The 13,640-nt window shown below is 72.8% G+C and carries 14 protein-coding genes; 8 read left to right on the top strand and 6 right to left on the bottom strand.

Features of this window, described 5'->3' with window-relative positions; all coding sequences use genetic code 11:
• The first annotated feature begins 2 nt into the window (after positions 1–2).
• Genes ACZ58N_RS11800 through ACZ58N_RS11780 form a run of 5 tightly spaced genes read left to right on the top strand, consistent with a single transcriptional unit; the run spans position 3 to position 4,436 of the window.
• Positions 3–752 (top strand): enoyl-CoA hydratase family protein, encoded by a 750-nt coding sequence (locus ACZ58N_RS11800; RefSeq protein WP_471157988.1) that lies wholly within the window; start codon positions 3–5, stop codon positions 750–752.
• The gene (locus ACZ58N_RS11795) at positions 749–1,600 is read left to right on the top strand and encodes a CoA transferase subunit A (RefSeq protein WP_471157987.1); all 852 of its coding nucleotides are present in this window, start codon (positions 749–751) and stop codon (positions 1,598–1,600) included. The genes ACZ58N_RS11800 and ACZ58N_RS11795 overlap by 4 nt, the downstream gene beginning before the upstream one ends.
• Entirely contained in the window at positions 1,597–2,376 is a 780-nt protein-coding gene (locus ACZ58N_RS11790) for a CoA-transferase subunit beta (RefSeq protein ID WP_471157986.1), read from the top strand. Before ACZ58N_RS11795 ends, ACZ58N_RS11790 begins: the two co-directional genes overlap by 4 nt.
• Before the next feature lie 2 nt (positions 2,377–2,378).
• The gene (locus ACZ58N_RS11785) at positions 2,379–3,464 is read left to right on the top strand and encodes an NAD(P)H-dependent flavin oxidoreductase (protein ID WP_471157985.1); all 1,086 of its coding nucleotides are present in this window, start codon (positions 2,379–2,381) and stop codon (positions 3,462–3,464) included.
• Between the two features lie 30 nt (positions 3,465–3,494).
• Entirely contained in the window at positions 3,495–4,436 is a 942-nt protein-coding gene (locus ACZ58N_RS11780; protein WP_471157984.1) for a tyrosine-protein phosphatase, read from the top strand.
• 95 nt (positions 4,437–4,531) lie between these two features.
• Here the strand turns inward: ACZ58N_RS11780 and ACZ58N_RS11775 are convergent, their stop codons facing one another.
• The 6 genes from ACZ58N_RS11775 to ACZ58N_RS11750 all read right to left on the bottom strand — a co-directional run bounded on the left by ACZ58N_RS11775 (position 4,532) and on the right by ACZ58N_RS11750 (position 10,553).
• Entirely contained in the window at positions 4,532–6,214 is a 1,683-nt protein-coding gene (locus ACZ58N_RS11775) for a DEAD/DEAH box helicase (RefSeq protein WP_471157983.1), read from the bottom strand.
• A gap of 123 nt (positions 6,215–6,337) precedes the next feature.
• Positions 6,338–6,541 (bottom strand): cold-shock protein, encoded by a 204-nt coding sequence (locus ACZ58N_RS11770; RefSeq protein WP_030010141.1) that lies wholly within the window; start codon positions 6,539–6,541, stop codon positions 6,338–6,340.
• Positions 6,542–6,794: 253 nt separating this feature from the next.
• On the bottom strand, positions 6,795–7,952 hold the full coding sequence (locus tag ACZ58N_RS11765) for an acetyl-CoA C-acetyltransferase (protein WP_471157982.1): 1,158 nt from the start codon (positions 7,950–7,952) through the stop codon (positions 6,795–6,797).
• 19 nt (positions 7,953–7,971) lie between these two features.
• Complete coding sequence (locus tag ACZ58N_RS11760; protein ID WP_471157981.1) at positions 7,972–8,610, bottom strand: TetR/AcrR family transcriptional regulator; 639 nt, start codon at positions 8,608–8,610, stop codon at positions 7,972–7,974.
• 15 nt (positions 8,611–8,625) lie between these two features.
• Positions 8,626–9,408: an SDR family oxidoreductase gene (locus ACZ58N_RS11755; RefSeq protein ID WP_471157980.1), complete on the bottom strand. Its 783-nt coding sequence runs from the start codon at positions 9,406–9,408 to the stop codon at positions 8,626–8,628.
• Entirely contained in the window at positions 9,405–10,553 is a 1,149-nt protein-coding gene (locus ACZ58N_RS11750; protein ID WP_471157979.1) for an acyl-CoA dehydrogenase family protein, read from the bottom strand. The genes ACZ58N_RS11755 and ACZ58N_RS11750 overlap by 4 nt, the downstream gene beginning before the upstream one ends.
• A gap of 46 nt (positions 10,554–10,599) precedes the next feature.
• Here ACZ58N_RS11750 and ACZ58N_RS11745 point away from each other — a divergent pair, with 46 nt between their 5' ends.
• From ACZ58N_RS11745 to ACZ58N_RS11735, 3 genes are read left to right on the top strand one after another with little or no spacing between them, the layout of a single operon-like run.
• Positions 10,600–11,451, top strand: a complete 852-nt coding sequence (locus tag ACZ58N_RS11745; protein WP_471157978.1) for an enoyl-CoA hydratase — start codon at positions 10,600–10,602, stop codon at positions 11,449–11,451.
• Positions 11,451–12,596, top strand: a complete 1,146-nt coding sequence (locus ACZ58N_RS11740) for an acyl-CoA dehydrogenase family protein (RefSeq protein WP_471157977.1) — start codon at positions 11,451–11,453, stop codon at positions 12,594–12,596. Before ACZ58N_RS11745 ends, ACZ58N_RS11740 begins: the two co-directional genes overlap by 1 nt.
• The gene (locus tag ACZ58N_RS11735; RefSeq protein WP_471157975.1) at positions 12,596–13,591 is read left to right on the top strand and encodes an acyl-CoA dehydrogenase family protein; all 996 of its coding nucleotides are present in this window, start codon (positions 12,596–12,598) and stop codon (positions 13,589–13,591) included. Before ACZ58N_RS11740 ends, ACZ58N_RS11735 begins: the two co-directional genes overlap by 1 nt.
• The last annotated feature ends 49 nt before the right edge of the window (positions 13,592–13,640 follow it).

The raw sequence follows: 13,640 nt of genomic DNA, 5'->3' as shown, positions 1-13,640 counted from the left end.
TCATGGGTGTCTCCACCTCCAGCCCGGACAAGGGCATCGCACTCGTCACAGTCGACTTCCCACCCGTCAACGCACTGCCCGTGCAGGGCTGGTACGACCTCGCCGACGCCCTGCGCGCGGCCGGACGCGACCCCGCGGTCCGGTGCGTCGTCCTGGCCTCCGGTGGGCGCGGCTTCAACGCCGGCGTCGACATCAAGGAGATGCAGCGCGACACCGGGCACGCCTCCCTCATCGGGGCCAACCGCGGCTGCGCCGAGGCGTTCGCCGCCGTCTACGAGTGCGAGGTCCCCGTCGTCGCGGCCGTGCACGGCTTCTGCCTCGGCGGCGGCATCGGCCTGGTGGGGAACGCCGACGCGATCGTCGCCTCGGACGACGCCACCTTCGGGCTGCCCGAACTGGACCGGGGCGCCCTCGGCGCCGCCACCCACCTGGCCCGGCTCGTCCCCCAGCACCTGATGCGCACCCTCTACTACACCTCGCGCACCGCGACCGCCGCCGAACTGCACGCGCACGGATCGGTCTGGAAGGTGGTGCCGCGCGAGGAGGTGCGGGACGCGGCCCTGGAACTGGCCGCCGAGATCGCCCGGAAGGACGGCTACCTGATCCGCCTCGCCAAGGCCGCCATCAACGGCATCGACCCGGTGGACGTGCGCCGCAGCTACCGCTTCGAGCAGGGCTTCACCTTCGAGGCCAACCTCAGCGGTGTCGCCGACCGGGTCCGCGACACCTTCGGGAAGGAAGGGACGGCGTGAGCGACAAGACCATGACCCCCGAGGAGGTGGTCGGCCGGCTCAGCAGCGGCATGACCATCGGCATCGGCGGCTGGGGCTCCCGGCGCAAGCCGATGGCCCTGGTGCGGGCACTGCTCCGGTCCACGATCACCGATCTCACCGTGGTGTCCTACGGCGGCCCCGACGTGGGCCTGCTGGCCGCCGCCGGGCGGATCCGCCGGCTGGTCGCCCCCTTCGTCACCCTCGACTCCATCCCGCTGGAGCCGCACTTCCGGGCCGCCCGCGAGAGCGGCTCCCTCACCCTCACCGAACTCGACGAGGCCATGTTCATGTGGGGCCTGCACGCCGCCGCGAACCGGCTGCCCTTCCTGCCCGTCCGCGCCGGCCTCGGCTCCGACGTGATGCGGGTCAACCCCGAACTGCGCACCGTCACCTCCCCCTACGCCGACGGCGAGGAGTTCGTCGCCGTCCCCGCCCTGCGCCTGGACGCCGCCCTGGTGCACCTCAACCGCGCGGACCGTCTGGGCAACGCCCAGTACCTGGGCCCCGACCCGTACTTCGACGACCTGTTCTGCGAGGCCGCGGACACCGCCTACGTCTCCTGCGAACAGCTCGTGGAGAGCGCCGAGCTGTCCAAGGCGGGCCCACCGCAGTCCCTCCTCGTCAGCCGGCACGCGGTCACCGGGGTCGTGGAGGCCCCGAACGGCGCCCACTTCACCTCCTGCGCCCCCGACTACGACCGCGACGAGGCCTTCCAGAAGTTCTACGCGTCCACCCCCTGGCCCGAGTTCTCCGCCCGCTTCCTGTCCGGGGCCGGCGAGCACGACTACCAGTCCGCCGTCCGGACCTGGCACGAGGAGCAGAGTTGAGCACCCAGCCCGGAGCCCCGACCGACACCTCCCCCGACACCTCCACCCGCGCCCCCGTCACCCGGGCCGAGTACTGCGTGATCGCCTGCGCCGAGGCCTGGCGCGACAACGGCGAGGTCCTCGCGAGCCCGATGGGCCTGATCCCCTCCATCGGGGCCCGGCTCGCGAAGCGGACGTTCTCCCCCGACCTGCTGCTCACCGACGGCGAGGCGATGCTGATCGGCCTCGACGGCACCCCCGAGGGCTGGCTCCCCTACCGCCGCCACTTGACGATGGTCACGGGCGGCAAGCGGCACGTGATGATGGGAGCGAGCCAGATCGACCGGTTCGGCAACCAGAACATCTCCTGCATCGGGGACTGGGAGCGGCCCGCCCGCCAGCTCCTGGGGGTGCGCGGAGCACCCGTCAACACCCTCAACAACCCGGTGAGCTACTGGATCCCCCGGCATTCGACCCGGGTCTTCGTCGAACGCGTCGACATGGTCAGCGGGGTCGGCCACGACCGGGCCGAGGCGGCCGGGGTGACCCGCTTCCACCGGCTGCCCCGGGTCGTCAGCGACCTCGGGGTGTTCGACTTCGCCGGACCGGGCCGCTCGATGCGCCTGGTGTCCGTGCACCCGGGGGTGGGTGTCGACCAGGTTCGCGCGGCCACCGGCTTCGAGTTGGTGGTGACCGGGGAGGTCCCGTACACCCGGGAACCGTCGCCCGAAGAACTGCGGCTGATCCGCGAGGTGATCGACCCCCAGGGGCTGCGCGACCGCGAAGTGCGGGGCTGACCGTGGAGACGGCGTTCACGAAACTGGTCGGGGTCCGCCACCCGATCGTGCAGACCGGCATGGGTTGGGTGGCCGGACCGCGCCTGGTGTCGGCGGCGGCGAACGCGGGCGCCCTCGGCATCCTCGCCTCGGCGACGATGACGGTGGACCAACTGCGTTCGGCGGTGCGCGAGGTCCGCTCCCGCACCGACGCGCCCTTCGGGGTCAATCTGCGGGCCGACGCCGGGGACGCCCCGGAGCGGGTGGAACTGATCGTCGCCGAGGGGGTGAAGGTCGCTTCCTTCGCCCTCGCCCCGTCCCGGGAGCTGATCGCCCGCCTGAAGGACGCGGGCGTGGTCGTGATCCCCTCGATCGGTGCCCGCCGGCACGCCGAGAAGGTCGCCGCCTGGGGCGCGGACGCGGTGATCGTGCAGGGCGGGGAGGGCGGAGGGCACACCGGGGACGTCGCCACGACGGTGCTGCTGCCGCAGGTGGTCGACGCGGTGGACATCCCCGTGGTCGCCGCCGGCGGCTTCCACGACGGCCGCGGCCTGGTCGCGGCGCTCGCCTACGGGGCGGCCGGGATCGCCATGGGCACCCGTTTCCTGCTGACCTCGGACTCGACCGTCCCGGACGCCGTGAAGGCCGAGTACCTGAAGGCCACGGTGAAGGACGTCACCGTCACCACGGCCGTCGACGGGATGCCGCACCGGATGCTGCGCACCGAACTGGTCGACGCCCTGGAGCGGTCGGGGCGCGCCCGGGCGCTGGCGCGGGCCGTGCGGCACGCGGCCGGTTTCCGGAAACTGTCGGGGCTGTCGTGGTCCGCGATGGTCCGCGACGGTCTGGCGATGAAACACGGCAAGGACCTGTCCTGGAGCCAGGTCCTGCTCGCCGCGAACACCCCCATGCTCCTCAAGGCGTCCATGGTCGAGGGTCGTACGGACCTCGGCGTCATGGCATCCGGCCAGGTCGCGGGGGTGATCGAGGATCTGCCGTCCTGCGCGGACCTCGTCGACCGCGTCATGGCCGAGGCACACGGCGTGCTGGACCGTCTGTACGGACACGACGGTCCGCACGTGCTCGGCACCCTGCCACCACCAGGGTGATCCCCCTTCTCCGTCCATGGAGTCGCCCCCATGAGCCGTGCCCGAATCCGTCTGGTGATCGCGGCGGCCGCCGCCGTGCTCGCCGCCGGAACCCTGCCCGCCTCCGCGTCCGCGCAGCCGGCGCCGGGAGCCGGGGTCACTGCCCGGCACCACCAGCCGCACCGGCAACAGTCGGCTGAAAAGATTCGCCAGATTCCGCTCCAGGGCGCCGTCAACGTCCGGGACATCGGCGGCTACCGCACCTACACCGGTGGTCGGGTCCGCCAGGGGCTCGTCTACCGATCCGACGCCCTCAGCAAGCTCACCGCGACGGACATCACCACCGTCGGCGGTCTCGGCCTCACGAAGGCCATCGACTTCCGCATCCCGATGGAGGTCCAGTACGACGGTGCCGACAAGCTGCCGCCCGGCCTGTCCGCCACCGCCCGCCCGATCAGCGACCTGGGCCTGTACGGAACCCTCGTCGGCGCGATCGGCAGCGGCGACCCCGTCAAGCAGGAACAGATGCTGGGCGGTGGCCGCGCCGAGGCCTACATGCGGGACATCTACCGCACCTTCGTGACGAGCCCCGAGAACCGGGCGCAGTTCGCGGCCACGCTGCGGGAGATCGCCAACGGCGGCCAGGGCCCGCTGCTGTACCACTGCACGTCCGGCAAGGACCGTACGGGTTGGATGAGTTACGTCCTGCTGCGCGCCCTGGCCGTGCCCGAGGCGACCGCCGAGGGCGACTACCTGGCGTCCAACACCTTCCGCGGTGCCTACGACGCCCAGGTCCGGGCGGGCCTCAAGCAGTCCGGCCGGATGCAGAACCCCGACCTGCTGATCCCGCTCCAGGAGGTTCGGCAGGACTACCTGGACGCCTCGACCGCCCAGCTGGAGGCCGACTACGGCAGCTTCTACGGCTACCTGACGCAGGGCCTGGGCCTGGACCTGCGGACGCTGGCGAAGCTCCAGTCCAAGATGGTCCGGTAACCGCACCGGGCCCCCGGGGCCCGCACGACGGCACAGGGCCGGGCGGCGCGTGATGCGCCGCCCGGCCCTGTGGTGCGTCGTACGTCGCCCGGAGGTCAGACCGCCCGGCGGCGGCCCTGTCCGGCGGAGCCGACCCGGCTGCGCGCGGACGCGGCGGCCGCGCCGCCGGAGGCGCCGCCCCCGGTGCGCCGGCCCTGCCCGGTGGAACCGCCGGTTCCGCCGCCCTGACCGCCCTGGCCGCGACGGGCCTGGCCCGTGCCGGCCGCGGCAGCCTGCCCGGTCCCGCCCGAACCGGCGCGACGGCCACGGCCGCCGGCCGCCGGGGCGCCGCCCGCGGCGCCACCGGTGCGCGGGGCACCGGACCGACGGCGCGAACCGCCGCCGTTGCCGTTGCCCGAGCCGGTGCGCTGCTTCGGCGGGGTCGCCTGCGGCACCTCCAGCACCACGGGGATGCCCGAGGGCGCCTTGGCGCCGGTGAGGCGGGCCAGTTCCTCGTCGGAGGACTTGATCTGCGCGGTGCGCGGCGAGATGCCGGCGTCCGACATCAGGCGGGTCATGTCGCGCTTCTGGTCGGGGAGCACCAGGGTGACGACGCTGCCGGACTCACCGGCGCGGGCGGTGCGGCCGCCGCGGTGCAGGTAGTCCTTGTGGTCGGTGGGCGGGTCCACGTTGACGACCAGGTCGAGGTCGTCGATGTGGATGCCGCGCGCGGCCACGTTGGTGGCGACCAGGGCGGTGACCTCGCCCGTCTTGAACCAGTCGAGGGTGCGGTTGCGCTGCGGCTGCGAGCGGCCGCCGTGCAGACCGGAGGCTCGTACGCCGTCGGCGAGGAGCTTCTTGACCATGCGGTCGACCCCGCGCTTGGTGTCGACGAACATGATCACCCGACCGTCGCGAGCGGCTATGCGCGTCGCCACGGCCTTCTTGTCGGTCTCGTCCATGACGTACAGGACGTGGTGCTCCATGGTGGTGACCGCGCCGGCCGACGGGTCGACCGAGTGGCCGACCGGGTCGTGCAGGAACATCTTGACGAGCTTGTCGATGTTCTTGTCGAGCGTCGCCGAGAACAGCATGGTCTGGCCCTCGGGCTCGACCTGCTTGAGGAGCGAGGTGACCTGCGGCATGAAGCCCATGTCGGTCATCTGGTCGGCCTCGTCGAGGACCGTGATGGAGACCTGGGAGAGGTCGGCGTCACCGCGGTCGATGAGGTCCTTCAGCCGGCCGGGGGTGGCGACGAGGACCTCGGCGCCGCGGCGCAGGGCGCCGGACTGCCGGTTGATCGACATGCCGCCGACGACGGTCGCGATGCGCAGGTTGACGGCCGTGGCGTAAGGGGCCAGGGCGTCGGTCACCTGCTGCGCGAGCTCGCGGGTCGGTACGAGGACCATCGCGAGCGGTGCCTTCGGCTGCGCGCGGCGGCCCGCGGTGCGGGCGAGCAGGGCCAGGCCGAAGGCCAGCGTCTTGCCGGAGCCGGTGCGGCCGCGGCCGAGCAGGTCACGGCCGGCGAGGGAGTTCGGCAGCGTGGCGGCCTGGATCGGGAAGGGTTCGGTCACGCCCTGGGCGGCGAGGGTCTTCAGCAGCGCCTCGGGCATGTCCATGTCTTCGAACGCGGCGACCGGCGGCAGGGCCGGGGTCAGCGGTTCGGGCATGGTGAATTCTTGCGGCCGGGCCACGGGGGCGGACTTCTGCCGTCCCGCGCCAGCCTTCGGACGCCCCTGGGCCGTACCTCGACCCCGGGTGGGGCGGCGGCTGGGTCGTGCGGAGCTGGAGCTGGTCATGCGGAAAATGCCCTCCTGATACCGGCAGGTAAAACGCTGAGACGCGGTCGTGCAAACGCGGTCGAGACAGCAGACAAGCCGGGGCCCGCACCTCACGGCGCGGACCCCGGCATGCTGAAGAAATTAGGCGGGGATGATGTTCTCCGCCTGGGGGCCCTTCTGGCCCTGGGTGACGTCGAAGGACACGCGCTGGCCCTCCTGGAGCTCACGGAAGCCCTGGGTGGCGATGTTCGAGTAGTGGGCGAACACGTCCGGACCGCCACCGTCCTGCTCGATGAAGCCGAAGCCCTTTTCCGAGTTGAACCACTTCACGGTGCCAAGTGCCATTTTGAATCTCCTGAATAGGCGGCAAGGGCCCCATCCGGAGACTCCGGTAAAAACAATTAAAGCGCCTGTCGGAGCATTCCCGTCAGGCGCACATAAAGTTCATGGGTACCACAACTGCAACGAGCTCTAAGCTAGCACACGTCCGCCGGGGAGCGCTGCCCCGGGCGGGTGACCTGCCCCGGAAGGCTTCCGGAGCAGGTCGGGACGGGTGGTGGGAGGGGCCCGGGGGGCGGGTCGGGCGCGGCCCGGGGAGCTACAGCCGCTCGATGATCGTCACGTTGGCCTGTCCCCCGCCCTCGCACATGGTCTGGAGGCCCCAGCGGCCTCCGGAGCGTTCCAGTTCGTGCAGGAGGGTGGTCATCAGCTTGACCCCGGTGGCGCCCAGCGGGTGGCCGAGGGCGATGGCGCCGCCGTTGACGTTCACCCGGGAGGGGTCGGCCCCCGTCTCCTTGAGCCAGGCCAGGACCACGGGGGCGAAGGCCTCGTTGATCTCGACCAGGTCGATGTCGGCGAGTGACATGCCGGTCTTCTTGAGGGCGTGCGCGGTGGCCGGGATCGGCGCCGACAGCATCCGGATCGGGTCCTCGCCGCGTACGGACAGGTGGTGGATGCGGGCGCGGGGCCGCAGTCCGTGTTCGCGGACGGCCCGCTCGGAGGCGATCAGCATCGCCGCCGCTCCGTCGGAGACCTGGGAGGAGACGGCGGCGGTGATGGTGCCGCCCTCGACGACGGTCCTGAGACCGGCCATCTTCTCCAGGGTGGTGTCGCGGCGCGGGCCCTCGTCGACGCGCACGTCCCCGTACGGCACGGTCTCCCGCTCGAAGCGGCCCTCGTCGATGGCCCGCAGGGCGCGCCGGTGGGAGCGCAGGGCGAACTCCTCCATGTCCCGGCGCGTGATGCCCCACTTCTCGGCGATGAGCTGGGCCCCGTGGAACTGGTTGACGGGGGCGTCGCCGTAGCGGGCGCGCCAGCCGGCCGAGCCGGCGTAGGGGCCCTCGGTGAGGCCCAGCGGCTCCGCCGCCTGTCGGGAGGCGAAGGCGATCGGGATCATCGACATGTTCTGGGTGCCGCCCGCGACCACCAGGTCCTGGGTGCCGGACAGGACGCCCTGGGCCGCGAAGTGCACGGCCTGCTGCGAGGAGCCGCACTGGCGGTCGACGGTGACGCCGGGGACCTCCTCCGGCAGGCCCGCCGCCAGCCAGGCCGTCCGGGCGATGTCCCCGGCCTGGGGTCCGACGGTGTCGAGGCAGCCGAACACCACGTCCTCGACGGCTGCCGGGTCGATCCCGGAGCGTTCGACCAGCGCCTTGAGCACGTGCGCGCCGAGATCGGCGGGGTGGACGGCGGACAGGCCGCCGCCGCGCCGCCCCACCGGGGTGCGGACCGCTTCGACTATGTAGGCCTCGGGCATCGGGTCTCCTCTGTTCGGGTCAGGTACGCAGGGCGATCCCGTCGAGCACCATGGACAGGTACTGGCGGGCGATCTCCTCGGGGCTGTGCTGTCCGCCGGGCCGGTACCAGGACGCCGCGACCCAGACCGTGTCGCGGACGAAGCGGTAGGTGAGGCGGATGTCGAGGTCGGTGCGGAAGACCTTGGCCTCGACCCCCCGCTCCAGCGTCCCGAGCCAGGCCTTCTCGAACTTCTGCTGCGAGTCGGAGAGGTAGTGGAAGCGGGGCTGGGCGGAGAGGGTGCGGGCTTCCTTCTGGTAGATGGCGACGGCGGCGCGGTGCCGGTCGATCTCCCGGAAGGACTCGGTGACGAGGGCTTCGATGGTCTCCCTGGGGCCGAGTCCGGCGGCCAGGACGGTGTCGTAGCCCTGCCAGAGTTCGTTCAGGAAGGCGGACAGGATCTCGTCGAGCATCGATTCCTTGGAATCGAAGTGGTAGTAGAGGCTGCCGGCGAGCATGCCGGCGGCGTCGGCGATCTTCCGGACGGTGGTGGCGTTGTAGCCCTGCGCGGCGAAGACCTCGGCGGCGGTGTCGAGGAGTTCGCGGCGCCGCTCGGGTGACGCGGTCACCTGCGGCTTCTTCTTGGCGGTCTGCTGGTTCGTCGGCTTGTTCGTTGGCACGGGCCCATTCTCGGTCTACGCGTGCTGGCTGCTGACCGACACGGTCTCGCCCGTCATGTACGACGAGTAGCCGCTCGCCAGGAACACGATGACGTTGGCGATCTCCCAGGGCTCGGCGTACCGGCCGAAGGCCTCGCGGGCGGTGAGTTCCGTGAGCAGTTCCTCGCTGGTGACCTTCACCAGGTGCGGGTGCATGGCCAGGCTGGGGGCGACCGCGTTGACGCGGACGCCGAAGTCCGCGGCCTCCAGGGCGGCGCAGCGGGTCAGGGCCATCACGCCGGCCTTGGCGGCGGCGTAGTGGGCCTGGCCCCGCTGGGCGCGCCAGCCGACGACGGAGGCGTTGTTGACGACGGCGCCGCCGCGACCGGAGGCCTTGAAGGAGCGCAGGGCGGCGCGGGTGCAGCGGAAGGTGCCGTTCAGAGTGACGTCGAGGACGCGGTCCCACTGTTCGTCGGTCATGTCGACGAGGTCGGCGGTGCCGCCGAGGCCGGCGTTGTTGACGACGACGTCGAGGCTGCCGTGGGTCTGCTCGGCGAGGGCGAACAGGGCGCGGACCTGTTCCTCGTCGGTGACGTCGCAGGGCAGGGAGGTGACGCGGGCGGCGCCGAACTCGGCGGCGAGGGCGTCCTCGGTCTCCTTGAGGCGGCGGGCGTGGGCGTCGCTGATGAGGACGCGGGCGCCCTCCTCCAGGAAGCGGCGGGCGGTGGCGCCGCCGATGCCGGCGCCGGCGGCGGCCGTGATGACGGCGGTGCGGTCCGCGAGGAGTCCGTGGGGGGCGACCTGCTGGGGAGCGTTCACGCCCGTACCTCCTTGGGAAGGCCGAGGATCCGCTCGGCGATGAGGTTGCGCTGGATCTCGTCGGAGCCGGCGTAGATGGTGTCGGCGCGGGAGAAGAGGAAGAGGCGCTGCTGGTCGTCGAGGTCGTACGGGTCCCCGTGGGCGCCGTTCGCGACGAGGGAGGCGGCGCCGAGCACGTCCATGGCGAGTTCGCCGAGGTCCCGGTGCCAGCGGGCCCAGTACAGCTTGGCGGTGGAGGGGGCGGTGCCGGGGCGGCGGGCGGTGGCGCGCATGGTCTCCAGGCCGATCCAGGCCCGGACGAGGCGGTCGCGGATCCGCGGGTCGGTGAGGGCGCCGTTGCGGCGGGCGAGGTCGGCGAGGGCTTCGAGTTCGCGGCGGAACCCGACCTGCTGGCCGAGGGTGGAGACGCCGCGTTCGTAGCCGAGGGTGGCCATGGCGACGGCCCAGCCGTCGCCGGGGGCGCCGACGACGTGGGAGGCGTCGGTGCGGGCGCCGTCGAAGAAGACCTCGTTGAACTCGGAGGTGCCGGTGAGTTGGGTGATGGGCCGGACCTCGACCCCGGGCTGGTCCATGGGGACCAGGAGGTAGGACAGGCCCCGGTGGCGGTGGGAGCCCGGTTCGGTGCGGGCGAGGACGAAGCACCACCGGGCCTCGTGGGCGAGGGAGGTCCACGTCTTCTGTCCGTCCACGACCCAGGCGCCGTCCCGGAGGGCGGCTCGGGTACGGACGCCCGCGAGGTCGGAGCCGGCGCCGGGTTCGCTGTAGCCCTGGCACCACAGTTCCCGCACGGCGCGGATGGCGGGCAGGAAGCGGCGTTGCTGTTCGGGGGTGCCGTGGGCGATGAGGGTGGGGCCGAGGAGCTGTTCGCCGATGTGGTTGACGCGGGCGGGGGCGTCGGCGAGGGCGTACTCCTCGTGGAAGGCGAGCTGTTCCTCCGTGCTCGCGCCGCGGCCGCCGTGGGCCTCGGGCCAGCCGAGGCAGGTCCAGTCGTGGGCCGCCATGTGCCGTTCCCAGGCGAGGCGTTCGGCGAAGGCCTCGTGTTCGCGGCCGGGTCCGCCGCGCCCCTTGAGGGCCGCGAACTCCCCGGTGAGGTGGGTGCGGAGCCAACTCCGCACCTCGGTGCGGAACTCCTCGACGCTGCTCATGGCCGTACGTTAACCTACCAAACACTTGTTAGGGAAGGATGTCGGTATGCCCGCTGACGACTCCGCCGCGCCGGTGCTCCACGAGCGCCGCGGCCCGGTCGCGTACGTGACCATGAACCGCCCCCGCTACCGCAACGCCCAGAACAGCGCGATGACCTACGCCCTGGACGAGGCCTTCTACCGGGCCGCCGACGACCCCGAGGTCAAGGTGATCGTCCTGGCCGGCGCCGGCGAGCACTTCTCCGCGGGCCACGACATCGGCACGCCCGGGCGCGACGCCCACCTGCCCTTCGAGCGGCGGGCCGGACTGTGGTGGGACCACAGCACCCGGACCGGCGCCGAAGCCCGCTTCGCCCGGGAGTCCGAGGTCTACCTGGGGATGTGCCGGCGCTGGCGGGAGCTGCCCAAGCCGATGATCGCCTCGGTCCAGGGGGCGTGCGTGGCGGGCGGGCTGATGCTGGCCTGGGTGTGCGACCTGATCGTCGCCGGTGAGGACGCCTTCTTCGCGGACCCCGTGGTGCGGATGGGCATCCCGGGCGTCGAGTACTTCGCGCACCCGTGGGCGATGCCGCCCCGCGTCGCGAAGGAGTTCCTGTACACCGGCGACCGGATGTCGGCCCGGCGCGCGTACGAGATCGGCATGGTCAACCGGGTCGTCGAACGGGACGCCCTGGCCGCCGAGACCGACCGGCTGGCGCTGCGGATCGCGGAAATGCCGGGCTTCGGACTGGCCCTGACCAAGCGGGCCGTCAACCAGGCCGAGGACCTCCAGGGCCTGCACGCCGGCATGGACTCGGTGTTCGGGCTGCACCACCTGGCGCACTCCCACAACGCCGAGACGGCGGCGGACTCGCTCGGCGGCATGAACGTCGCCGCCATGAAGGAGGCGAACGGCTGATGGACCTCGATCACCCGGCGGACGTGGAGGACTTCCGGGCCGAGGCCCGCACCTGGCTCCGGGCGCACGTCCCCGCCCAACCCCTGCCCTCCCTGGAGACGGAGGAGGGCTTCGCCGCACACCGCGCGTGGGAGGCCCGGCTGCACTCCGGCCGCTGGTCGGCGGTGTCCTGGCCCGAGGAGTACGGGGGCCGGGGCGCGGACATCGAACGGTGGCTGATCTTCGAGGAGGAGTACTGGGCGGCCGGGGCGCCCGGCCGGGTCGCGCAGAACGGCATCAGCCTGCTCGCCCCCACCCTCTTCGACCACGCGAGCGCCGAGCAGCGGGCCCGGGTACTGCCCCCCATGGCGAGCGGCGAGGTGATCTGGGCACAGGCCTGGTCGGAGCCGGAGTCCGGTTCGGACCTGGCGTCGTTGCGTTCGCGCGCCGTGCGCACCGAGGGCGGCTGGCTGCTGTCCGGGCAGAAGACGTGGTCCTCGCGGGCCGCCTTCGCGGACCGGGCCTTCGGCATCTTCCGCACGGACCCGGACGCGCCGAAACCGCACCAGGGGCTGACGTACCTGATGTTCGACCTGCGGGCGCCCGGCGTGACGGTGCGGCCCATCGGGCGGCTCGACGGGAAGCCGGCCTTCGCGGAACTCTTCCTCGACGGGGTCTTCGTACCGGACGAGGACGTCATCGGGGAGCCCGGGCAGGGCTGGCGGATCGCCATGTCGACCACCGGCAACGAACGCGGCCTGACCCTGCGCTCCCCCGGACGCTTCCTCGCGGCGGCCGGCCGGCTGGTGGACCTCTGGGAGCGGGCGGGCGATCCCGCGGACACCGCGCTGCGCGACCGGGTCGCGGACGCGGTGGTCGGGGCGCGCGCGTACGAGCTGTTCACCTGGGCGGGCGCGACCCGTTTCGCGGCGGGCTCCGCGATCGGTGCCGAGTCCAGTCTGAACAAGGTGTTCTGGTCCCGGTACGACATCGCCCTGCACGAGACCGCCCTGGACCTGCTCGGTCCGGACGCGGAGCTGGCGGACGGCCCGTGGGCCGAGCCGTGGGTGTTCTCGCTGGCCGGGCCGATCTACGCGGGCACCAACGAGATCCAGCGCGACATCATCGCCGAGCGGCTGCTCGGCCTCCCGAAGGGCCGCCGCTGATGCGCTTCCAGCCGACCGACGAACAGTCGGACTTCGCCCGCACCCTGCGCTCCCTGCTCGGCACGGCCGCCGTCCCGGCGACGGTCCGGGCCTGGGCGGACGGCGACCACGGGCCGGGGCGGGCACTGTGGTCCCGGCTCGCGGACACGGGCCTGTTCGCGCTGGCCGTGCCGGAGGCGTACGAGGAACTGGGGGGCCTGGGGCCGCTGCCGGTGGAACTGGCCCTGGGCTTCGTCGAGCTGGGGCGGGCGGGGGTGGCGGGGCCGGTCGTGGAGACCGCGGCCGCCTCGGTGCTGCTCGCCCGGCTGGGCGACGACGCGCAGGCGAAGCGCTTCCTGCCGGCGATGATCTCGGGCGCGTCCCTGGCCACGCTGACCCTGCCCGGCGGCTCCCCGTACGCCCTGGACGCCGACGCCGCCGCGTACCGGTTCACCGTGTCCGCCGCGGGCGAGCTGCGGCTTTCGGAGGGCCCCGGCGAACCGTCGGCCTCCCTGGACCCGGCCCGCCGGCTGTCGGTGCCGGTGGGCGGCGAACTGCTCGCGGCCGGACCGGCCGTCACCGCGGCGGCCGGGGAGGCGCTGCGCTGGGCGCGGCTGCTGACGGCGGCGCAGTGCCTGGGCCTCGGCGAGGCACTGTTGGCGGACACGGTGGAGTACGCGAAGCAGCGCCATCAGTTCGGAACGCCGATCGGCGGCTTCCAGGCGGTGAAGCACCGGCTGGCCGACACCCTGCTGGCGTTGGAGTTCGCCCGACCGCTGGTCTGGGCGGCGGCGCTGTCCCTGGAGCCGGGCGAGGTCGCGGCGGCGAAGCTCACCGCCGGGGAGGCGGCGTACGGGGCGGCGTTGACTGCGCTCCAGGTCCACGGTGCGATCGGCTACACCCAGGAGTTGGACCTGTCGCTGTGGCTGCGCAAGGCGCGCCCGCTGCGCGACGCCTGGGGCACGCCCGCCGCCTGCCGCACGGAGGTGGTCAGGGGCCTCGGCCGGGGGGCGTAGCCCGGGGCACCCGGCGGGCGGGCACGGGCATGGTGTCCGCCCCGGGGTG

The organism is Streptomyces sp. NPDC040432, assembly GCF_055595445.1.
Note: the sequence above shows the minus strand (reverse complement) of the source record. Positions and strands in the feature narration are given on the sequence as shown.

What these genes read in the sequence shown, in the direction of transcription:
- ACZ58N_RS11780 (WP_471157984.1), top strand. Translation starts at nt 3,495, where the DNA reads ATGAGCCGTGCCCGAATCCGTCTGGTGATCGCGGCGGCCGCCGCCGTG.
- ACZ58N_RS11765 (WP_471157982.1), bottom strand. Translation starts at nt 7,952, where the DNA reads ATGCCCGAGGCCTACATAGTCGAAGCGGTCCGCACCCCGGTGGGGCGG.
- ACZ58N_RS11745 (WP_471157978.1), top strand. Translation starts at nt 10,600, where the DNA reads ATGCCCGCTGACGACTCCGCCGCGCCGGTGCTCCACGAGCGCCGCGGC.
- ACZ58N_RS11735 (WP_471157975.1), top strand. Translation starts at nt 12,596, where the DNA reads ATGCGCTTCCAGCCGACCGACGAACAGTCGGACTTCGCCCGCACCCTG.
- ACZ58N_RS11740 (WP_471157977.1), top strand. Translation starts at nt 11,451, where the DNA reads ATGGACCTCGATCACCCGGCGGACGTGGAGGACTTCCGGGCCGAGGCC.
- ACZ58N_RS11750 (WP_471157979.1), bottom strand. Translation starts at nt 10,553, where the DNA reads ATGAGCAGCGTCGAGGAGTTCCGCACCGAGGTGCGGAGTTGGCTCCGC.
- ACZ58N_RS11770 (WP_030010141.1), bottom strand. Translation starts at nt 6,541, where the DNA reads ATGGCACTTGGCACCGTGAAGTGGTTCAACTCGGAAAAGGGCTTCGGC.
- ACZ58N_RS11800 (WP_471157988.1), top strand. Translation starts at nt 3, where the DNA reads ATGGGTGTCTCCACCTCCAGCCCGGACAAGGGCATCGCACTCGTCACA.
- ACZ58N_RS11775 (WP_471157983.1), bottom strand. Translation starts at nt 6,214, where the DNA reads ATGACCAGCTCCAGCTCCGCACGACCCAGCCGCCGCCCCACCCGGGGT.